Here is a 20,782-nt window from a genome sequence, read left to right on the forward strand (position 1 = left end):
TCTAATCTATTTTTATTATGTTAATATTATTTTTGTATTCTAAAATCTGATGATAATTATTACTGATTGCAAGATGAAATAATTCGTTGCTTTTCTTTCTGGAAATATTTGAAATCAAATAAGCAAACTGTTTATCATCGAGACTTAATATAAATTTCACAATTCTGGTATTGTATTGAAAATCTTCGCTGTTTACAATAGAGACAATATCTTCTACTCCTTTTACAGCAAAATAATTGTAGTGATTTTCTATTTTAGGGTGAATCTCTTTATTTGCTAATTCTGCGTAGTAAACGAATAGAAAATCTCCATCAACATTATATTGATCTAAGATTTTGTTCACTGTGTGCTCATGACTTCCGGTTATTTTGATATCATCTACAAAAATGCATAGTTTACCTTCAATGAAATTACGATCTATATAGTACGTATCATTTGATATCAATTTTACTCTTTGCTCAAAATCCAAATTTCCGTAATCTGTTACGTAAGTTTGATTTCTATAAATTTTAGATTCGATACAGGCTTTTTTACCATTTTTAAATAAATAACTGTTAAGCTCTTTTTTAAAATAATAGCACAAAAAGTTTGATGCCGTAGGAATAGACAAATAAGGACTTGGTAAAATAACGATATCTTTATCTGATAATATTAAATCTCTATGCTGAACAACAAATCCATCAAAGAGTTCTTCTGCAAATTTCTCTGCATAAAGCTTATCTCCAAATTTAAACCTGCTGTATTCTGCTTCCTTAAAAGGGCAGTTTTTTTCTTCAACAATTTTATGTAAACTATAGCTTATATTCACTTTTATATTTTTAATAGATGTGCATCAAAACCAAATTTCAATGCCCCATTGTAATCAGCAATACTATTATCACCAATATGCAAAACATCCTTTTTTTCTATTTTTTTATATTTATTAACTTCATCAAATACTAATTTAAAAATTTTAGTATTTGGTTTAGAAAACCCAACTTCATCAGAATAGATCTGAAATTTTAAGTATTCTGCCAGCTCGTAATGCTCTAATATTTTTCTTAAAACCCTTCCTTTAATAAATGCCGTATTACTTAAAATATTAATCGATTTGCCCTGATTAGTTACGTCTTTAAACATTTTCTCTATATCCGAATAAATTAAAACTGGCTTATATTCTAAAAAAAGTTCTTCTGTATGACTGTAAAACTCCTTTAAACGATCAGTTTCATTTTTATCAAAATCTACATCTAACGCGCCTAAAATTAGGTAATAAATTTCGTATGTATCAATATTTAATCCTGTTTTTTCGTTAATATTATTACACAAAACATCATAATACCGTACAACTTCGTTTACCTTTTCAATTCCATGTTCTATTTCAAAAAAATCTTTAAATAATAAATTCCTTTTTTGTTTAAACTCTGGATTTGACTTTATCAATGTCAGCCACAAATCAAAAGAAAGATGGCTGTAATTTTCATGATTTATTTTCAAAACTCTCTTTTTAATATATTCTCCGTAATTTCTTTTTCTAAAAAGAATAATTTAGAAAAAAGAATTTACCATTATTTAATTATTTCTCCAGAATAATATTTTTCCAGAAAGAACCCTAAATCAGCTCTGTAACCAATTCCTGAAGCTTCAAATCTCCAGTTATCATTTCTCTTGTATAATCTTCCGAATTCCACTCCTGTTTCAATCGAAAAATCTTCGCCTAATTCATACTTCGCAATTTCCTGTCCATTTGAATCGTCAACTATTCTAATATAAGAATTTCTAACCTGTCCAAAGTTTTGTTTTCTGCGCTCAAAATCTTCAATTGTAACTACAAAAAGAATCTCTTCTACTGCAGAATCGATTTTAGCTAAATCAACCTTTATTGCTTCGTCATCATCACCGTCACTATTTCCTCCTGTTGGATCATCACCTGTATGTAATAGAGCGCCATCTGGAGATGATAAATTATTGTAAAATATAAAATAGTTTTCTCCCAAAAGTTTTCTATCTGAATTAATCATAATTGCTGATGCATCTAAATCAAAATCATGGCCAGTTCCTTCATTTGGATCCCATCCTAAACCAACAGTAATATTAGACAATCCAATGTCTATTTTTTGTCCTTTTTGTAAATTTATTGCCATTATATTATTTTAATTTAAAAAATTAACCTGTACAATAATACAAAAAAGAAGACTATTAAGTAATTAGTAAAAGTGTAAAAGACGAAAATTATCAACAAATTCAACAGCGTTTTATTAAAATCACTGCAATTTTAATTTTGACGAAAAAATTATTCACCTAAAATCTTATCGAAACTAATGATAAGACAGTGTCAAAGAAAAGACAAACATTATCACTATATTTACATTTTATTCTTAAAATTTAAAATTGCCATGTAAATAGTTTATTTCGTTTGCAATTTTTAAAAATAATATCATCGAAAAAATGTTTAAAAGAGGCTCTAAACTAAATAGCATTGCAACAGGAAGTTGTCCAAAATGCCAAAAAGAAAGCATGTATCAAGACAAAAACCCACTTCATTTAAGTAAAGTTCTAAAAATGAATGATCATTGCAGCCACTGCGGATTCAAATACCAAATCGAGCCTTCTTTTTTTTATGGTGCAATGTATGTCAGTTATGGATTAAACGTAGCTTTAGGAATTGCAGCTTTTATTGTTTCGTTCATAATTATCGGAGTCACTATAGAACAATCTTTTTTAGCAATTGTCATTACTTTGATTGTTTTATTTCCTTTCATTTTAAGACTTTCAAGAAATTTATATATTAATATGTTTATTTCTTATGATCCTGAGGCCGGGAATAAATAAGAGCCTTTAAATACCTTTTATGGAATCGTTTAATATCAGCTTCCTGATCAATTGGATCTCCTTTTTCGATATGATTAAATAATATCAGTGCTAAAGCAGGCCCTAGCATTACTCCGCGTGTTCCTAATCCGTTTAAAATATGAAGTGATTTGTATGCTTCATGAGTACCAATGATAGGTCTTCTATCTGCAACCGTAGGACGAACTCCTCCGAAATGTTTCACAATCTCAAAATCGCATGTAATAATCTCTCTAATGCGTTCTAAAAGTTCTTTTTTACCTTCTTCAGTAGGTTCTGCTGTTTTGTCATACCAATTGTAAGTAGCGCCAACTTTAAAAAGATCATTTCCAAGAGGCAGTATAAAAACACTAGTATTTACAATAACATCAAGATCTAAATTTGGAGCTTTTATTATAAACAACTCTCCTTTTGTACCATCCAGCGGAAGGTAATTAAAAAAAGGGTTTTTATGCAACCCGAAACCTTCTGCAAAAACAATATGCCTTGCCTGAATATTTTTATATTTAATTCCAGGATCTAAAAATTCAATATCATTACTCTCAAAAGTCTCATTAAGCAATAAACTATTTTCTATTAAATATTGTTTATACTTCTCTAATAGCAAAGCTGTATTAACATATCCCGTATGCAAAACCTCTCCGTAATCGTATGGAGAATCAATACCATTAAACTTTTTAGATATTAATTTAGTTGACAAAAAGGGCTCCAGATTAATTTTATCAGAAGCAGCAAACCAATTATTCTGTTCTTCAATAGAGAAAAACTTTCTTAAAATTGGCATTTGAAAATTAAATTTTGTTTTTAATTTATTCTCAACCTGACTATAAAAATCATTCATTAAAACTAATTGTTGTTTAGCATTCCAAACTTCACTAAAACGCTTCAAAATTACAGGATTGTATAATCCGCCTGCAACTTTGGAAGAGTTCTGTGATTCATCATCAATAAGCAAAATAGTTTTATTGTTTTTAAGGGCAACTTCCGCAAAAGAAATTCCTGCCAATCCAGATCCGACGATTAAATAATCAAGCATTAGAAAATAGTATATAAATAAAAAACTCTTACTACAAAGGTAGTAAGAGTTTTGGTATAATGTAATATAAAACTTAGTAGTTCCACATATCTTGTTCGAAATTACGAATCTTTTCTTTTACTCTTTCAGATTCTAATAACTGGTTTTGTGCATTGTCTTTCATGTATTCCTTAATCTCACGATCTCCATACATGTTTTCTTCTTTATACACAACAGCGTTAAAACGACGAGAATTAAGAATCTGATCAAATGAGATTGGAAGAGCTGAGTTACTATCATTAAAAGCCTTTGCTTCATGCAAAACTTCTCTTGAATTTGGATAAAAAATCCAAAATAACTCAATATAATCCTTTTCATCACTGTTCATAGTATAAACGTCAGGCGTTACAGGACAAATTCCTAGTAAACGATATTTTAATTCACTTTGACGTTTGTCAAAATACCAATATCCTTTTATTTTATACTGTGTTACATCTGCAGCTGTAAGATCTTGTTTTAAGATATATTCTGCAGGAACAGTTCTAGTTGGCCCAACTGTTTCATCAACATAAGTCACAACTTTCTTTTTACCGGTTCCTGTAACTACTTTTTTCTTAACAACACGAGTCTTGTAATCATCCGGATACTGGTTGATTAATTCTCTACCTGCGTCAGTTGTATCAATACGTGATAATGATCCCTCGATGTCTTTCAAAGATTTTTTAGTATTGAAATAACTATCAGCATATACTTCTGTAATTTTTCCCTTTTTCATGGCTTTAGTCAAAACATCATAAAGAGAACGTCTATCTGCACCGATATTAGCTGTATCTACAGGAAAATATAATGGAAAGTTTATTTTTTCATTTAAATCAATAATCTCCCAGGTAGTTTTCCCCATTAATACATCTCTATCATCCACATAACCATAAGCCAAAGGCTTGTCATTGTCTGAAATTAGCTGTGCAGGAGTTTTAAGTCCAATTTGTGCAGGCGTCTTAGCATTAAGCAAATTGGATTGCGCATTAGAAGTAAAACCTCCAGCGATAGAAACAATAGCTATTAAAAAATTTCTTACTTTCATCATGATATCATTATAAGATATTGAACGTAGGATATACCTACTTTATTATTGTATTTCGTAAATTACCGGAGCAGTTCTTGGCAATAAATAACTTCCAGCTCCAACAAGTTTTGTTTTAATTTCAGAAATAGTAACCTGATCTCCTTTACCAGCTTTTGAAAGAACTGATTTACATTGTGCATTTAATCTATTACCAGAAACTACAACTGTAGGCTGCCCTGTAATTTTTAAATTAAATCCTACAACATCTAAAGCAACTTCAAAATCAAAATCAAGTAACTTAGCACCAATAGTAGCAATTTCTAAGTTAGATTTAGGACCTTTAACAACTCCCATCTCACCTCTAATTGTACCAGTTGGACCAGGAATACCTTTAATTCTGAAAGTTTTCTTATCAGCTACTTTGTCTCCGTTTGGCAATGTTCCTGTAACAGAAATAGTTGCTTCAGTACCCTGACCAGGACTCATATTATATTTACCTGGTTTTCCTGCAGAAACTAATCCTGGAGCACTAGCAACAATTTTGTTAGCATCAACACCAGCAAAAGATACAGAGATTGGATTAACAACTCCTCTATATACCACATTCATTTTATCAGCAGAAATTGTAGCAGAATTTGGTCTTGGTACTACAACGTATTTTCCTGAAAATTTAAGCGGGATATTTTTACCATCTTCTAAGAAAGTAAATTGTCCGTTAATATCTTGTTCTCCAACTCCACCAGCAGTTAAAGAGATAACAGCTTGTCCGTTAACAATCTGTCCAGGTCCTTGGAACGAAGTAGGTTTTGTATTCTCGTCATAACGTCCTAAAACTACTTTACCAGTAACTTTCTCCCCTTGAAAATAAGCATTTTTATCTAAAACTACAATTGCCTGATAATTGCTGTAAGAAGCAGCAGCAACAGCAGCTTTACCTAAAGCACTGTTATAAACATCAGCTTCAACTTTCTTAACATCATTTTGCCAAGCAGAAAGTTTTGCAGCTGTAGCGATCGCAGGAAATCCTTTGAAGTGGTAAGCTAAGTATTTCTCTTTGATACCTTCTTTGTTTTTCACCTCAGATACATCAAATTTCTTCTCAACCTCTGAAATAATTCCAGCGTATTTTTTATCTGTTCCTAAAGTAGCTTTGATATCAGCTTTGTATTTTTCGATTTTAGAAATAATTTCGTTTCCTTTTTTAGTATACCCGTCTCCGGTAAACCAGTCATCAATATTATCTCCTCTATCCATAGACTCATAAGGCATTTTACCAGTTTCTTTATCAACTTCAAAACCTTTTACTGCCTGAGCTTTTAGAGTAGCTATATAATCATAAAATTCTTTTGTAATAGTTTCAACTTTGTGAGCTGTTTCTGCTGCAATAGCAAATTCTCCTTTTGCTTCAGCTGCCTTTTGATCTAAAGACATTAATAAGCTAGCGTTTGTCTCTGTTGAAGTAGTATTCGCACCTTCAAATTTCTCATTCATCAAACCAAAAGCAGAAATTACTTCTTTTGATACGTTCATTGCTAACATTGCGATGAAAACCAGATACATCAGGTTAATCATCTTCTGTCTAGGGGTTAATTTTCCTCCTGCCATTTTTTTCTAATTAGTTTCTATTAATAAATTTTAATATTTAGTTAAAAACTAATTATCCTTTGTTACTCATTGCAGAAAGCATACCACCATAAACATTGTTTAAAGAAGCAATATTAGCAGTCATAGATTGCATTTGCTCTTTTAACTTAGAAGCATTTTCAGCGATTTCTTTATTAGCTTCAGCGTTTCTTGAAGCACTTTCTAATTGCACTTTATATAAACTGTTTAATGATTCCATTTGAGCAGCAGCAAGAGATAATTCTTCTCCATATTTTTTAGTAGAAGCAATTGAATCTACGGTTGGAGCAATTCCTTTAGCAGCTGATTCGAAATTTTTAATGCTGTTTCCTAAACTTGACATTAATTCTCCATCAATTTTAGCTTCTTTTAATAATGAATCAAGTTTTTGAGATAATAATCCTTGGGCATCAGTTGGAGTTTCAGCTTTAGCCTTTTTTTCTTTAGCTTGTCCGTTAGCTAATTCCGGGTAAACTAAAGTCCAGTCTAATTCGTCTTCAACTGGTTCGAAAGCAGATAGTGCAAAAATTAACGCCTCTGTAACTAATCCAACAGAAAGCATAACCGTTCCTGTTAATGGCCCAATTTCAAAGTGAGTAATTTTGAACAAAGCTCCAACGATTACTACTGCCGCTCCCATACCATAAGCGAAATTCATTGCTTTTTTACTTAATAATGCCATAATAATTCTTTTTTTTAGGTGTTTTAAATAGATTTGGTTATTGAATTAAATTTAAATTATTTTTTACTTCCAGTTGCCTGAGTTCCCATATAATCCTGTACAGTTCTGAAACCGATATAACTTCTTGCAGAGTCTGCATATTCATGATCACGTGTTCCTACCTGTAAGAAATAAGCAACATCTTTCCATGAGCCTCCACGAACAACTTTTCTTTGATTGTTTCCATCAATCACATTTGGATTCATTGTAGAAACATACTCATACGCATTTGGATTATAAGCAGAATCTGTCCATTCTGAAACGTTTCCTGCCATATTATATAGTCCGTATCCGTTCATTTCATAAGATTTAGCTTCTACTGTATACAAAGCTTCGTCAGCAGCATAATCTCCTCTGCTTGGTTTAAAGTTAGCCATAAAACAACCTCTATCGCTCTTAGTATAAGGACCTCCCCAAGGATATGTAGCTGACTCAAGACCACCTCTCGCAGCATACTCCCATTCTGCCTCAGTTGGCAATCTGAAAGCGTTTATTAAATCACGTCCTTTTTTCTTAGATTTAATGTAGCTATTTTTATTTAAAGTTCTCCAAGCGCAAAATGCTTTAGCTTGTTTCCAAGTTACACCAACAACAGGATAATCTCCATATGCTTTGTGCCAAAAATAATCGTTATGCATTGGCTCATTATAAGAATAAGCAAAATCTTTAATCCATACAGCAGTATCAGGATAAATTGGCACCTCTTCTGTTTTCACAAAATCTTTTCTTTTTCCAACTTTTGCTTTCGCAGCTGCCTGAATATCCATCCAAGAATAACGGAATTTCAATTTATTCACATCAATCGTTCTCAAACCATTATATGATTCTTCAATTGGCAAATACATAGAGTCCATTACTTCAGCATAATACTCATCAGGATATGCTTTTGTATCTCTAATTAACTTAACTTTTTTATTTAATTTTCTTCCTGCATAAGGATCATCTTTTGTGCCTACACTGTAATAATTATCATACATGTATTTATCATAAGCTGTCATTTTATCAGGCTCTGAATCATTAAAAGCATAATCTGCAATACTTCCTGCTTTTTTACCTTTACCAGCATCAGCACTAGCCTTTTGCCCAGTCTCATCAGCTAAAATAGCTAAACGAACTCTCATTGTAGAATCTTTTACCCACTCCACAAACTGACGATATTCTGAGTTAGTAATCTCAGTTTCATCCATATAAAACGAACGAACAGTTACTGTTTTAGTAGGAGCGTCTTCTACAGCAGCTAAATCACCATCGGATTTACCCATGATAAAAGATCCACCAGGAACCAAAGTCATTCCATAAGGCTTTTCAGGATGCCATTTTCCTCCTTGCACACCTACTAACTCGCCTTTATCGCCTGATTTTCCACAGCCAATTACTAGTGTTAACATTGTCGCAAATGCAATAAACTTCTTCATATAAATTTGGGATTTCTATTCATTATTTTAAATCGTAAACGTATTTATTATTTTTTAAAAAAACAATACTATATCTATATTTATTTCAGCGTTCAAAATTAATGTTAAAAAAAATAAAAAAAAAATATTTTGTTAGTAAAGTACCAGAAATTATCGGCATAAAACGTTAAATTTTATGTTTTAAAAACTGTATTCTTACTAATATCTTCAAGAAATCAAAAAACAACGTGATTATCAACAAACTACAACCTACAAAGCATTTTTACGTTGCGCTTTCCACCATCTTTCTGGCAGTTCCTGATTGCAGGCACATAAATATTCTTCATAAGAACAAGGTAACAACGTATTTCTTTTTAATTTATTGTTTCCATTAGACAAAAAAGGAATTTCAATCCACCAACGGTCCGTTTTATCACTTTTATAAAATACTAGTTCCTCATCTTCTAACGGAACAATATATTTCAAATAATTAGTTCTGCTCCCAAACGGATACTCTTTAGAACGGTAATGATAACCTTCTACAAAATACCAAATTATCTGCGCTATCATAGCAGCTTCTGAAACAGTACTATTATGATTAAATATTCCAAAAGAAGAAACCTTATCACTAATTCCTGCATATCTGGACAAAGCACAAATTTCTTTTCCGTTAAAGCCATTTGGTTCAAACGAAACTATATTTCCCGAAGCAGAAGATTTAACTGCATTCAAATCAACAGTAACCAGATCAGCATCCCTAAAAACAGGCTCCGCCAAAGCTATATTATTTGAAATTTCACCTAAACGATAAGCATCAAAAAACAACTTTTCAATTAGATCAATTTCTTCTTGCGAATTATAATAGGTCTGATATCCTATATTACAGTAATTAAAAAGATTATTTGGCTCATCAATAATTATTTTTGTCAAATAAGAACTAGCTGAAACAGATTCATTTTCTTTACCAAAATCAAATCGGTTATCTACAGAAACCATATTTACCATCTGCTCTAAATCGTCATAAGCTCGATACAAAGCATAAGTCAAATCCTGTGAACCTCCCAAAACTATCGGAATCACTTTATTTTTTATCAGTTCTGATGTTATTTTTTTTAAAGCAAAGTACGTATCTTCTACAGACTCTCCTGCTAAAACATCACCTAAATCAGCAATTGAAGCATCCCAATTACCCGGAAACATACTGTATAGCTTTTTTCGAATTGCAGTCAGATTAACTTCATTCACCATATTAATGTTTCGTCTGTCTTCCAAAACACCAACAATGGCAATATTTATTTTACTTATATCAGGAAATTGATCATGGGTATGCAATACTATTTTATTACCCAACTCTTGAGATGACAACGAATTGACAAAATTCACAATTCCGTCATTAACTGGTTCTAGAAAATCAAATCCCATTTATTGTGCTTAAATTATTTCTTTTTGGCAGCTGTTTTTTTAGCTGGAGTTTTCTTTGCGGCTGTTGTTTTTTTAGCAGCTGTTTTTTTAGCCGGTGCTTTTGCTTCAATCATTTCCTGAACCTGAGCCAGTGTTAATTTTGAAGCATCAACATCTTTACTTAATTCGATTTTAATTTTCCCTTTCAGAATTACAGAACGTCCCCAACGTGCTTTTTCAACAACAATACCCTCTTCTTCCCAATTATGAAGTACTTTATCTATATTTTTCTGTAATTTATCTTCAATCAACTCTTCAACATCTGCCTGAGATAAATTATCAAAATTATATTTTTTACTCACGTTAACAAAAAGCCCATTCCACTTGATAAATGGACCAAAACGCCCCACTCCTTTTTGAACCGCTTCTCCTTTATAAGTAGCAATAGGCGCATCAGCAAGTGCTTTTTCATCGATTAATTCCTGAGCTCGTTCTTTAGAAACTCCAAGCGGATCTTCTCCTCTTGGCAATGAAATAAAAACACTTCCGTGACGTACATATGGACCATAACGCCCATTATTTACTTCCACTTCTTCTCCTTTATAATCACCTAAACTTTTAGGAAGCAAAAATAAATTCAAAGCTTCTTCAAGTGTAATGTTTCCAATATTTTGATCTGCCATTAAGCTGGCAAACTTTTTATCCTCATCATCTGCCTCTCCAATTTGAGCCATTGGACCAAATTTCCCTAAACGAACAGAAACTTGTCTCCCATCAGCATCTTTTCCTAAAATTCTTTCTCCGCTTTCACGCTCGGCATTTGCTTCAACTTCTTTTACATTTGGATGAAAATGACTATAAAAATCCTGCATCATGTTTGCCCAATCAATATTTCCTTCGGCAATTTCGTCAAAATCCTGCTCTACTTTTGCAGTAAAATTGTAATCCAAAATGTTTTCGAAATTCTTCACTAAGAAATCCGTAACAATTGTTCCTATATCAGTCGGAACTAATTTTCCTTTATCAGAACCTGTATTTTCTTTCAGGACTTTTTCCCCTACTTTGCTATTTTGCAGTGTAAGCTGCGTATAATTTCTTTCTACACCTTCTAAAGTTCCTTTTTCAACATAATTTCTATTAATAATTGTTGAAATAGTTGGCGCGTAAGTAGAAGGACGGCCAATTCCAAGTTCCTCTAGTTTTTTAACCAAAGAAGCTTCTGTATAACGTGCCGGCGGTCTTGAATATCGCTCTGTAGCTGTAATATAATTGTTAGCTAATTTTTCGTTCACTTTTAAAGCAGGCAGCATTCCCTCTTGCTCTTCTTCATCATCATCGTGCCCTTCTAAGTACACTTTTAAGAAACCTTCAAAAAGCAAAACTTCACCAGAAGCTGTGAAAATTTCGTTGTGATTATCTGCTTCGATTTTTACGTTTGTTCTTTCCAACTGCGCATCGCTCATTTGAGATGCTAAAGTTCTTTTCCAGATCAAATCGTATAAACGAGCCTGGTCACGATCTATATTGACAGAGTGACGAGACATATCTGTTGGACGAATAGCTTCGTGCGCCTCTTGTGCTCCTTTGTTTTTATTAGCAAAAATACGAGGTTTCGAATATTCTTTTCCGTAAGATTTAATAATTTCTGCCTCAGCCGCATCCATTGCTTCTTTCGAGAGATTCACAGAATCCGTTCTCATATAAGTAATAAGTCCGGCTTCGTAAAGACGCTGTGCTAACTGCATAGTAATTCCAACTGGCAAGTATAATTTTCTTGCTGCTTCTTGTTGTAACGTAGATGTTGTAAAAGGAGCTGTTGGCGATTTTTTGGTAGGTTTAGTTTCTAAGTCTGCTACCTTATATTGTGAACCGATATTTTGTTTTAAAAAATCTTCGGCTTCTTTTTTTGTATTGAAATTTTTTGGAAGTTTTGCTTTAAAAGCTTTCCCTGCTTCGTTTATAAACTCTGCTACTACAGAATAAGTCGCTATTGCATTAAAGCTCTGTATTTCGCGTTCTCTTTCTACAATCAAACGTACAGAAACAGATTGCACACGTCCGGCAGAAAGTCCTCCTTTGATTTTTCTCCATAAAACCGGAGATAATTCATAACCTACTAAACGATCCAAAACACGACGTGCTTGCTGTGCATTTACTAAATTATAGTCAATTTCTCTTGGATTGTCAATTGCTTTAAGAATCGCAGATTTTGTAATCTCATGAAAAACAATTCTTTTGGTCTTTTTTGTATCCAGTTTTAATTCTTCCGCCAAGTGCCATGAAATAGCCTCTCCCTCGCGGTCCTCATCGGATGCTAACCAAACCGTTTCGGCATTCTTAGAAAGTGATTTTAGTTTCGTAACCAAGGCTTTTTTATCCGGAGAAACTTCATATTTAGGTTTAAAACCATTTTCTACATCTACTCCTATTTCCTTTGATGGTAAGTCTGCTATGTGACCATAACTTGACTCCACCTGAAAATCGCTTCCGAGGAATTTCTCGATCGTTTTCGCCTTTGCAGGTGACTCCACTATTACTAAATTCTTTGCCATTGCTCTTATTTTCTGGAACAAAAGTATCTATTTTTTTTAAATATTAACCTTAAGAATGCATTTTTGAAGTATTTTGATATTATGAAACTTAAAATTGCATATTTATCTGTAATCTTCTCTATTATATATATAGGTACAACTTTTAATGATTTCAGACCGAGAAATGTGCTTTTTGAAACCTTTTCTTGATAGCCCAGATTGCAATGGAATGCTGGAAATAGCTCCTAAAAGCTACCCAATGATATTTCTCAAAACATTGTTAATTCTTTATCTGACATCTTGTCATATTAAGCGTAATTACTCTATCTTTGCACTTTGAATTTTTATAATGGAAAAGATTATTGAAGAAAGCAAACAAGGTGAAAGTCTTGTTTTGGAAAATAAACCTGAGAATACTAAAAAACTCTTTATAGAAAGTTACGGCTGTGCGATGAATTTTTCGGACAGTGAAGTCGTAGCTTCCATTTTGTCTGAAGGAGGATATAATACAACTTCAGTTTTAGAAGAAGCTGATTTGGTTTTGGTTAATACTTGTTCTATTCGTGACAAAGCCGAACAAACTATTCGTAAACGTTTAGAAAAATACAATGCTGTAAAACGTACAAATCCGAAAATGAAAGTGGGGGTTTTGGGCTGTATGGCTGAACGTTTGAAAAGCCAATTTTTGGAAGAAGAAAAAATCGTTGATCTTGTTGTTGGTCCTGATGCTTATAAAGATCTGCCTAATTTATTAGCAGAAGTTGAAGAAGGGCGTGACGCTATTAATGTAATCTTATCAAAAGAAGAAACTTACGGAGATATTTCTCCTGTTCGTTTAATGAGCAACGGAATCACAGCTTTGGTTTCGATCACTCGCGGATGCGATAATATGTGTACATTTTGTGTGGTTCCTTTTACACGTGGTCGCGAAAGAAGTCGTGAACCGCAAAGTATTATGGCTGAAATTCAGGATTTATGGAGCAAAGGTTTTAAAGAAATTACACTTCTTGGACAAAACGTTGATAGTTACCTTTGGTATGGAGGTGGTTTGAAAAAGGATTTTGTAAACGCTTCTGAAATGCAAAAAGCAACTGCTGTTGATTTTGATCAATTGCTTGAAATGGTTGCTGTTGGTTTTCCTAAAATGCGTATTCGTTTTTCAACTTCTAATCCGCAGGATATGCACGAAAGTATTTTGCACGTTATGGCAAAATATCCAAATATCTGTAAACATATTCACTTACCTGTTCAATCTGGAAGTAATAGAATTTTAAAAGAAATGAATCGTCTGCATTCTCGCGAAGAATATATGGCTTTGATTGATAAAATTAGAGCGATTGTTCCTGATGCTTCGATTTCGCAAGATATGATAGCCGGTTTCCCAACAGAAACAGAGCAAGATCACCAAGACACAATGAGCTTAATGGAATATGTAAAATATAATTTTGGTTATATGTATTCGTATTCTGAAAGACCAGGAACTCTTGCCGGAAGAAAAATGAAGGACGATGTTGAAGAAGAAACCAAGGCCAGAAGATTACAGGAAATCGTAGATTTACAACAAAAACATGCTTGGTTTAGAAGTGAAGAATTTGTTGGAAAAACAGTTGAAGTTTTAGTAGAGAAAGTTTCTAAAAAATCGAAAGAGGAATTCTCAGGAAGAAACTCACAAAGTATAACGGTAGTTTTTCCAAAAGAAAATTACAAAATTGGAGATTTTGTAAACGTGAAAATTACAAGCTGTACTAGTGGAACTTTAAAAGGTGAAGCTGTGGGGTATTCTGAAATGAATTAATTTTTAACCGCAAATTACACAAATTTCCACAAATTCTTTTTTTATGATTGATACCAATGAATATTACTACAAGAAAGATCAAAACTATGAAATTGTAGGCTTATGCATGGAAGTACATAGATTATTAGGGCCTGGATTACTTGAAATTGTGTATAAAGATGCATTAGAAATTGAATTTAAAAATAATAATATTCCTTATCATCGAGAAAAGGAATTTTCAATAGAATACAAAGGAGTTATCTTACCCCATAAATTTTATGCCGATTTTATTGTTTATGAAGACATAATATTAGAAGTAAAATCAGTGAAAGAAATTAGCAATGATCACCTTGCTCAAACTTTAAATTACATGAAGCTTGCAGATACTCCTGTTGGAATAATTGCAAACTTTCAAAACAAATCACTAGTTCATAAAAGATTGATAAATTCATAAATTGAATTTGCGCTAATTTGTGTAATTTGTGGTTAATTAAAAAAATGGCGTCATACTAAAAAGAAATATTCATTTCAAAATAAAAAATGATAATCCTTATTAATCTGTGGCAAAAGAAAAAATATAAGCCAAAGTTTTAAGTTTTAGAGAAAACCTGAAACCTGAAACAAATAAAAACTTGAAACAAAAATCTACATGGAAACAGTTCAAGCAATAAAACAGCGATTCGAGATTATTGGTAATGATCCGAAATTAAATCGTGCTATCGAAAAAGCCATTCAGGTTGCTCCAACTGATATTTCGGTTATGGTAACTGGGGAAAGCGGTGTTGGTAAAGAAAACATTCCAAGAATTATACATTCGCTTTCACACAGAAAGCATGGTAAATATATTGCTGTAAACTGTGGAGCAATTCCCGAAGGAACAATTGATAGTGAACTTTTCGGACATGAAAAAGGAGCTTTTACAGGTGCAACAAGTACACGTGAAGGTTATTTTGAAGTGGCTGACGGCGGAACTATCTTTCTTGATGAAGTTGGAGAATTACCATTGACAACTCAGGTAAGATTACTTCGTGTTTTGGAAAATGGTGAATTTATAAAAGTTGGTTCTTCTCATGTTCAAAAAACAAATGTCAGAATCGTAGCCGCAACCAATGTAAATTTGTTTAATGCTATCGAAAAGGGAAAATTCCGTGAAGATTTGTATTATCGTTTAAGTACAGTTGAAATCACATTACCTCCTTTACGTGAGCGAAATGACGATATTCATTTATTGTTCAGAAAATTTGTGGCCGATTTTGCTCACAAATACAAAATGCCACCTTTAAGACTGGATGATGATGCAGTTCAGCTTTTACAAAAGTTCAGATGGAGCGGTAATATCCGTCAGCTTCGAAATGTGGCAGAACAGATTTCTGTTTTAGAAACCAATCGCGATATTAGTTTGGCTACTTTACAATCTTATTTGCCAGCAGAAGGAAGCAATTTACCTTCTGTTATTAGCGATAGCAAAAAAGAAAGCGATTTCAGCACTGAAAGAGACATCTTGTACAAAGTTCTTTTTGATATGAGAAGCGATTTAAACGATTTGAAAAAACTGACTCTCGAATTAATGAAAAACGGTTCGTCAAAAGTACAGGATATCAATCCAAATTTGATTCAGAAGATTTACGGAAATCAGCAAAACGACAGCGAAATTGATTTCGAGGAAGAACCAAGAACGGCTGTTATGAAACCTGCAGTACGTGAAGACAATTATCAGATTCCTGACGACAATTATTTATTTGCCGAAACTATTGAAGAGGAAGAAATTTTACGTTTAGAACAGAAAGAAATCGAAATGATCAAAAAATCATTAGAGAAAAACAAAGGAAAACGCAAGGCTGCCGCTGATGAATTAGGTATTTCTGAAAGAACTTTATACCGCAAAATCAAGCAATTCGATTTATAAAAAATAATTAAATTACAATTTCAAAATTCCAAAATCCAATTACCTATATTTGGACACAATTGGAATTTGGAATTTAAAACATTGTACTTTTCTAATAATATTATGAAAAAAATATATTCTCTTTTCGCACTTATCAGTCTTTTAACACTGAGCGGTTGTACTGTAAAATATAACTTCACGGGTGCTTCTCCTATTGAAGGCAAAACATTTCAGGTGAACTTTTTTCAGAATAATGCCGATTTGATTGAACCTGGTATTGACAGAGAGTTTACGTTGGCATTACAGGATTTAATTATGAACCAGACCAATTTAAATCTGGTTAGCTCTAATGGTGATTTGCTTTATGAAGGCGAAATCATAGATTACAGAATTTCTCCGATGACAGCAACAGCCGTCACAACAAATGGTGATGCGGGAGCTTCGCAAAACCGTTTGACGATTCGTGTAAATGTTCGTTTTTCAAACAGAAAGAAAGAAACTGATGATTTTGAAAAAACATTTGAATTTTATTATGATTATCCGGCACAGTCACAGCTTGTTGGAAGCGTGTTAAATGAGGCAATAAAAACTATTTTTGAAAGAATTACACAAGACATCTTTAATGAGTCTTTGGCCAAATGGTAATTTTTTTGTTTTGTAAATCAAACAAACTATTTTTGGTCAATTATAATAAAAGCAAAGAATTAAATGAACGTAACTAATTATATATACCTTATAAACAATCCTGATACAATCACAGAAAAGCAGACAGAAGCACTGTCAAGTGTCCTGAATGAATTTCCGTATTTTCAAAGTGCCAGAGCATTGCGTTTAAAAGGGCTTTATATTCAAAATAGTTTTAAGTACAATTATGCTTTAAAAGTTACTGGTGCCCATACAACAGACCGTTCTGTTTTGTTTGATTTTATCAATTCAGAAACATTCACTTCTATTCAGGGCGAATTTTATGATCAAAAACTCAATGCTTTACTAAATATGACTGTTTTTGACAGTGAAATTGTTTTAGCCGAAGAAAAGAAAAAGACTGCAGAAATCCGTATCGACCCTATTGAACGTTCCATTTTGGATTCTATAAAAGAAGCCACATCAGTAATTTTTGAAGAACCTGAAAAAATTGAAGAAAAACCAACGGAACCTGTTATTGAGCAAACAGTATTTTTACCTGTGGAAGAATTAATCCCAGTTGAAACAGCTTCAATTATTGAAGAAACTCCAACTATTGAAACAGCCCCAATTACCGAAACAGCTCCAGTTCCTAAGCCCATTATAACTTTTTTTGATGAAATTGTAGAAGACGAAGATGAAATAGAGTTCCAGCCTGTAGTTTCTCAATTATCTGAAAAAGCAATATCTGTAGTTCTGAAAGAGCCACAAAATACAGAAGAACCAAAAGAAACAGAAATTACTGAACCGGTTCTGGAAGCAACGGAAGAAAATCCCGAAATTCAAACCCTCCCGGATTTTTCAATGAACGAGAAACACTCTTTTCAGGAGTGGCTCAAACTATCAAAAACGGAGCCTATTGACAGATCTCCGGAACATATAGCAGAGATTCAAAAAGTCGAAGAAGAAAAAAAGAAAAAAGCAGATATAATTGATAAATTCATAGAAAACAACCCAAAAATTTCTCCTATAAAGCAGACCGTAATAAACGCGGCAGTACAACTGGACACAAACAAAGAAGATAATTCATATTTAATGACCGAGACTTTAGCAAGGGTTTATCTGGATCAAAAAAAATACACAAAGGCGATACAAGCATATGAAATATTAATTTTGAAATATCCAGAAAAAATTACTTTCTTTGCAGACCGCATATCGGATATAAAGATTTTACAACAAAATAACAATAACAATAATTAAGTAATGAGCACATTTTCAATTTTTTTAGTTTTAATCACAATAGTTTGTTTTCTATTGATCGTAGTTATTATGGTACAAAACCCTAAAGGAGGTGGATTGTCTTCTACTATCAGCGGAACACAGATGTTGGGCGGGGTACAAAAAACAACTGACTTTTTAGATAAAAGTACCTGGACACTAGCTACTATTTTGATTGTATTAATCATGCTTTCAAGTTTAAGTTTTACAGGATCATTAAGTGATACCGAATCTAAAATTATTGAAAAAACTGAAGCAGCACCAGTTAACACCCCTGCGCCAGCTGCTCCGGCACAACAAACACCTGCTCCGGCAACACCTGCAGCGAAATAATAATTTTGATATAAATCAAAATGCCAGCCTGTCAAAGCTGGCATTTTTTTTAGGAAATAATGTCAGTTTTTCTAGCATGGCACAGTTTCTGAAAGTTTATAGAACATAAAAAAAACGTATAACTTATAATAATATAAAATCATGGCTTTAAACATTAAACCGCTTTCAGACCGCGTACTTATTGAGCCTGTTGCAGCTGAAACCAAAACTGCCTCAGGTATTTTTATTCCAGATACTGCCAAAGAGAAACCACAAAAAGGAACTGTAGTTGCAGTAGGAAACGGAACTAAAGATCACACTATGACTGTAAAAGTTGGAGACACTGTTCTTTATGGTAAATATGCAGGAACCGAGCTAAAACTGGAAGGCACTGATTATCTAATCATGCGTGAGGACGACATCTTAGCGATTATCTAAAAAATATTGTATTAAGTACGAAGTATTAAGAACTTCATTTAACTTGAAACAAATCAAACTTTAAACAAAAAATTAAAATGGCAAAAGATATAAAATTTGATATTGAAGCACGTGACGGTTTAAAACGTGGTGTTGATGCATTAGCAAATGCTGTAAAAGTAACACTTGGACCAAAAGGTCGTAACGTAATTATCGGAAAATCATTTGGTGGACCAACTGTTACTAAAGATGGTGTTTCTGTTGCAAAAGAAATCGAATTAAAAGACGCACTAGAAAATATGGGTGCGCAAATGGTGAAAGAAGTAGCTTCTAAAACTAATGACTTAGCTGGTGACGGAACTACAACTGCTACCGTTTTAGCTCAAGCAATCGTAAAAGAAGGTTTGAAAAACGTTGCGGCAGGTGCAAACCCAATGGACTTGAAGCGTGGTATTGACAAAGCTGTTGAAACTATCGTAGCTGACTTAGCAAAACAAGCTAAAGTAGTTGGAAGCGATTCTGATAAAATTCAGCAAATTGCTTCTATCTCTGCTAACAATGACGAAGTTATTGGTGAATTAATCGCTACTGCTTTCGCAAAAGTTGGAAAAGAAGGTGTTATTACTGTTGAAGAAGCTAAAGGAACTGACACTTTCGTTGACGTTGTTGAAGGAATGCAGTTTGACAGAGGATATCTTTCTCCTTACTTTGTAACAAATCCAGAGAAAATGGAAGTTGAATTAGACTCTCCATACATCTTATTATACGACAAAAAAGTTTCTTCTTTAAAAGAATTACTTCCAGTTTTAGAGCCAGTTGCACAATCAGGAAAACCATTATTGATTATTGCTGAAGATGTTGACGGAGAAGCTCTTTCTACATTAGTAGTAAACAAATTAAGAGGTGCGCTTAAAATTGCTGCTGTAAAAGCTCCAGGTTTTGGAGACAGAAGAAAAGCAATGTTAGAAGATATTGCAATCTTAACTGGCGGAACTGTAATCTCTGAAGAAAGAGGATATACGCTGGAAAATACAACTATCGAAATGTTAGGAAACGCAAAAAGAGTTTCTATCGATAAAGACAATACAACTATCGTAAGCGGAGCTGGTGAAGCTGATATCATCAAAAACCGCGTGAACCAAATTAAAGGTCAGATGGAAACTACTACATCTGATTACGATAAAGAAAAATTACAAGAGCGTTTGGCTAAATTAGCCGGAGGTGTTGCTGTTCTTTATGTTGGTGCTGCTTCTGAAGTTGAAATGAAAGAGAAAAAAGACAGAGTTGATGACGCTTTACACGCAACTCGCGCTGCTGTAGAAGAAGGAATCGTTGCCGGAGGTGGTGTTGCTTTGTTAAGAGCTAAACTTGCTTTGGCTGACTTAAAAGCTGACAATGCTGACGAAGCAACGGGAATCCAAATCGTTTCTCGTGCTGTTGAAGCTCCATTAAGAACTATCGTTGAAAACGCTGGTCTTGAAGGTTCTGTTGTTGTAGCTAAAGTTTCTGAAGGAAAAGGTGATTTTGGATACAACGCAAAAACTGACGAATATGTAGATATGCTTACTGCTGGAATTATCGATCCTAAGAAAGTAACTCGTGTTGCATTAGAAAATGCTGCATCTGTTTCCGGAATGATCTTAACTACAGAATGTGCATTAATCGATATTAAAGAAGAAAATGCCGGAGGCGGAATGCCAATGGGAGGCGGAATGCCTGGAATGATGTAAGAACTCATTCTCAACTATATATAAATCCGTTTACCAAAAGTAAACGGATTTTTTTTAGCTTTTATTTTTTCACACATCATTACAAAATTTTTGATGTTTTAAACAAAACATTAAGAATGCATTAACTACCACAGATTATTATTGCAATTAAATTTATGTCTGATTTATTCAACATATAATTT

19 protein-coding genes are annotated in these 20,782 nt (G+C 33.1%); 9 read left to right on the forward strand and 10 right to left on the reverse strand.

Features of this window, described 5'->3' with window-relative positions:
- Position 1 precedes the first annotated feature (1 nt).
- The 3 genes from GWR14_RS08305 to GWR14_RS08315 all read right to left on the reverse strand — a co-directional run bounded on the left by GWR14_RS08305 (position 2) and on the right by GWR14_RS08315 (position 2,123).
- Positions 2–808 carry a phosphoribosyltransferase family protein gene (locus GWR14_RS08305; RefSeq protein WP_163408571.1) on the reverse strand — a complete coding sequence of 269 codons (807 nt, stop codon included), beginning with the start codon at positions 806–808 and terminating at the stop codon, positions 2–4.
- 2 nt (positions 809–810) lie between these two features.
- Entirely contained in the window at positions 811–1,476 is a 666-nt protein-coding gene (locus GWR14_RS08310) for an HAD family hydrolase (RefSeq protein ID WP_163408572.1), read from the reverse strand.
- A 71-nt stretch (positions 1,477–1,547) separates the two neighbouring features.
- Positions 1,548–2,123: a TerD family protein gene (locus tag GWR14_RS08315; RefSeq protein ID WP_163408573.1), complete on the reverse strand. Its 576-nt coding sequence runs from the start codon at positions 2,121–2,123 to the stop codon at positions 1,548–1,550.
- Positions 2,124–2,427: 304 nt separating this feature from the next.
- Here GWR14_RS08315 and GWR14_RS08320 point away from each other — a divergent pair, with 304 nt between their 5' ends.
- A complete protein-coding gene (locus tag GWR14_RS08320; RefSeq protein ID WP_163408574.1) occupies positions 2,428–2,811 on the forward strand; it encodes a DUF983 domain-containing protein in 384 nt (127 codons plus the stop codon).
- On the opposite strand, the gene GWR14_RS08325 is transcribed toward GWR14_RS08320, so the two are convergent.
- The 7 genes from GWR14_RS08325 to topA all read right to left on the reverse strand — a co-directional run bounded on the left by GWR14_RS08325 (position 2,777) and on the right by topA (position 12,601).
- On the reverse strand, positions 2,777–3,865 hold the full coding sequence (locus GWR14_RS08325) for an NAD(P)/FAD-dependent oxidoreductase (protein ID WP_163408575.1): 1,089 nt from the start codon (positions 3,863–3,865) through the stop codon (positions 2,777–2,779). The two genes, GWR14_RS08320 and GWR14_RS08325, sit on opposite strands and share 35 nt — an antisense overlap.
- A 73-nt stretch (positions 3,866–3,938) precedes the next feature.
- Positions 3,939–4,928: a type IX secretion system ring subunit PorN/GldN gene (gene porN / locus GWR14_RS08330; protein WP_163408576.1), complete on the reverse strand. Its 990-nt coding sequence runs from the start codon at positions 4,926–4,928 to the stop codon at positions 3,939–3,941.
- A 45-nt stretch (positions 4,929–4,973) separates the two neighbouring features.
- A complete protein-coding gene (gene porM / locus GWR14_RS08335) occupies positions 4,974–6,515 on the reverse strand; it encodes a type IX secretion system motor protein PorM/GldM (RefSeq protein WP_163408577.1) in 1,542 nt (513 codons plus the stop codon).
- A gap of 52 nt (positions 6,516–6,567) precedes the next feature.
- Positions 6,568–7,215: a type IX secretion system motor protein PorL/GldL gene (gene porL, locus GWR14_RS08340; protein ID WP_163408578.1), complete on the reverse strand. Its 648-nt coding sequence runs from the start codon at positions 7,213–7,215 to the stop codon at positions 6,568–6,570.
- Between the two features lie 56 nt (positions 7,216–7,271).
- A complete protein-coding gene (gene porK, locus GWR14_RS08345; RefSeq protein ID WP_163408579.1) occupies positions 7,272–8,669 on the reverse strand; it encodes a T9SS ring complex lipoprotein PorK/GldK in 1,398 nt (465 codons plus the stop codon).
- A 249-nt stretch (positions 8,670–8,918) separates the two neighbouring features.
- Complete coding sequence (locus GWR14_RS08350; RefSeq protein ID WP_163408580.1) at positions 8,919–10,070, reverse strand: formimidoylglutamase; 1,152 nt, start codon at positions 10,068–10,070, stop codon at positions 8,919–8,921.
- Positions 10,071–10,084: 14 nt separating this feature from the next.
- On the reverse strand, positions 10,085–12,601 hold the full coding sequence (gene topA, locus GWR14_RS08355; protein ID WP_163408581.1) for a type I DNA topoisomerase: 2,517 nt from the start codon (positions 12,599–12,601) through the stop codon (positions 10,085–10,087).
- 328 nt (positions 12,602–12,929) lie between these two features.
- Here topA and miaB point away from each other — a divergent pair, with 328 nt between their 5' ends.
- The 8 genes from miaB to groL all read left to right on the forward strand — a co-directional run bounded on the left by miaB (position 12,930) and on the right by groL (position 20,600).
- Positions 12,930–14,375, forward strand: coding sequence for a tRNA (N6-isopentenyl adenosine(37)-C2)-methylthiotransferase MiaB (miaB, locus tag GWR14_RS08360; RefSeq protein ID WP_163408582.1), 1,446 nt, complete (start codon positions 12,930–12,932; stop codon positions 14,373–14,375).
- 43 nt (positions 14,376–14,418) lie between these two features.
- Complete coding sequence (locus tag GWR14_RS08365; RefSeq protein WP_163408583.1) at positions 14,419–14,808, forward strand: GxxExxY protein; 390 nt, start codon at positions 14,419–14,421, stop codon at positions 14,806–14,808.
- Between the two features lie 195 nt (positions 14,809–15,003).
- Entirely contained in the window at positions 15,004–16,260 is a 1,257-nt protein-coding gene (locus GWR14_RS08370; protein WP_163408584.1) for a sigma-54 interaction domain-containing protein, read from the forward strand.
- A 102-nt stretch (positions 16,261–16,362) separates the two neighbouring features.
- The gene (locus GWR14_RS08375) at positions 16,363–16,884 is read left to right on the forward strand and encodes an LptE family protein (protein ID WP_163408585.1); all 522 of its coding nucleotides are present in this window, start codon (positions 16,363–16,365) and stop codon (positions 16,882–16,884) included.
- Between the two features lie 63 nt (positions 16,885–16,947).
- Complete coding sequence (locus GWR14_RS08380; protein ID WP_163408586.1) at positions 16,948–18,123, forward strand: tetratricopeptide repeat protein; 1,176 nt, start codon at positions 16,948–16,950, stop codon at positions 18,121–18,123.
- Positions 18,124–18,126: 3 nt separating this feature from the next.
- A complete protein-coding gene (gene secG / locus GWR14_RS08385; protein ID WP_163408587.1) occupies positions 18,127–18,474 on the forward strand; it encodes a preprotein translocase subunit SecG in 348 nt (115 codons plus the stop codon).
- Between the two features lie 141 nt (positions 18,475–18,615).
- Entirely contained in the window at positions 18,616–18,891 is a 276-nt protein-coding gene (locus GWR14_RS08390; protein ID WP_008467105.1) for a co-chaperone GroES, read from the forward strand.
- Between the two features lie 77 nt (positions 18,892–18,968).
- Entirely contained in the window at positions 18,969–20,600 is a 1,632-nt protein-coding gene (gene groL, locus GWR14_RS08395; protein ID WP_111365082.1) for a chaperonin GroEL, read from the forward strand.
- Positions 20,601–20,782: the final 182 nt, after the last annotated feature.

Origin of the sequence: Flavobacterium ajazii, assembly GCF_010614725.1 — a bacterium.
Classification (GTDB): Bacteria; Bacteroidota; Bacteroidia; order Flavobacteriales; family Flavobacteriaceae; genus Flavobacterium; species Flavobacterium ajazii.

Excerpts from the sequence above, each read along its gene's own strand:
- GWR14_RS08315 (WP_163408573.1), bottom strand. The coding sequence starts at position 2,123 with ATGGCAATAAATTTACAAAAAGGACAAAAAATAGACATTGGATTGTCT.
- GWR14_RS08320 (WP_163408574.1), top strand. The coding sequence starts at position 2,428 with ATGTTTAAAAGAGGCTCTAAACTAAATAGCATTGCAACAGGAAGTTGT.
- GWR14_RS08325 (WP_163408575.1), bottom strand. The coding sequence starts at position 3,865 with ATGCTTGATTATTTAATCGTCGGATCTGGATTGGCAGGAATTTCTTTT.
- porN (WP_163408576.1), bottom strand. The coding sequence starts at position 4,928 with ATGAAAGTAAGAAATTTTTTAATAGCTATTGTTTCTATCGCTGGAGGT.
- porM (WP_163408577.1), bottom strand. The coding sequence starts at position 6,515 with ATGGCAGGAGGAAAATTAACCCCTAGACAGAAGATGATTAACCTGATG.
- porL (WP_163408578.1), bottom strand. The coding sequence starts at position 7,215 with ATGGCATTATTAAGTAAAAAAGCAATGAATTTCGCTTATGGTATGGGA.
- porK (WP_163408579.1), bottom strand. The coding sequence starts at position 8,669 with ATGAAGAAGTTTATTGCATTTGCGACAATGTTAACACTAGTAATTGGC.
- GWR14_RS08350 (WP_163408580.1), bottom strand. The coding sequence starts at position 10,070 with ATGGGATTTGATTTTCTAGAACCAGTTAATGACGGAATTGTGAATTTT.
- topA (WP_163408581.1), bottom strand. The coding sequence starts at position 12,601 with ATGGCAAAGAATTTAGTAATAGTGGAGTCACCTGCAAAGGCGAAAACG.
- miaB (WP_163408582.1), top strand. The coding sequence starts at position 12,930 with ATGGAAAAGATTATTGAAGAAAGCAAACAAGGTGAAAGTCTTGTTTTG.
- GWR14_RS08365 (WP_163408583.1), top strand. The coding sequence starts at position 14,419 with ATGATTGATACCAATGAATATTACTACAAGAAAGATCAAAACTATGAA.
- GWR14_RS08370 (WP_163408584.1), top strand. The coding sequence starts at position 15,004 with ATGGAAACAGTTCAAGCAATAAAACAGCGATTCGAGATTATTGGTAAT.
- GWR14_RS08375 (WP_163408585.1), top strand. The coding sequence starts at position 16,363 with ATGAAAAAAATATATTCTCTTTTCGCACTTATCAGTCTTTTAACACTG.
- GWR14_RS08380 (WP_163408586.1), top strand. The coding sequence starts at position 16,948 with ATGAACGTAACTAATTATATATACCTTATAAACAATCCTGATACAATC.
- secG (WP_163408587.1), top strand. The coding sequence starts at position 18,127 with ATGAGCACATTTTCAATTTTTTTAGTTTTAATCACAATAGTTTGTTTT.
- GWR14_RS08390 (WP_008467105.1), top strand. The coding sequence starts at position 18,616 with ATGGCTTTAAACATTAAACCGCTTTCAGACCGCGTACTTATTGAGCCT.
- groL (WP_111365082.1), top strand. The coding sequence starts at position 18,969 with ATGGCAAAAGATATAAAATTTGATATTGAAGCACGTGACGGTTTAAAA.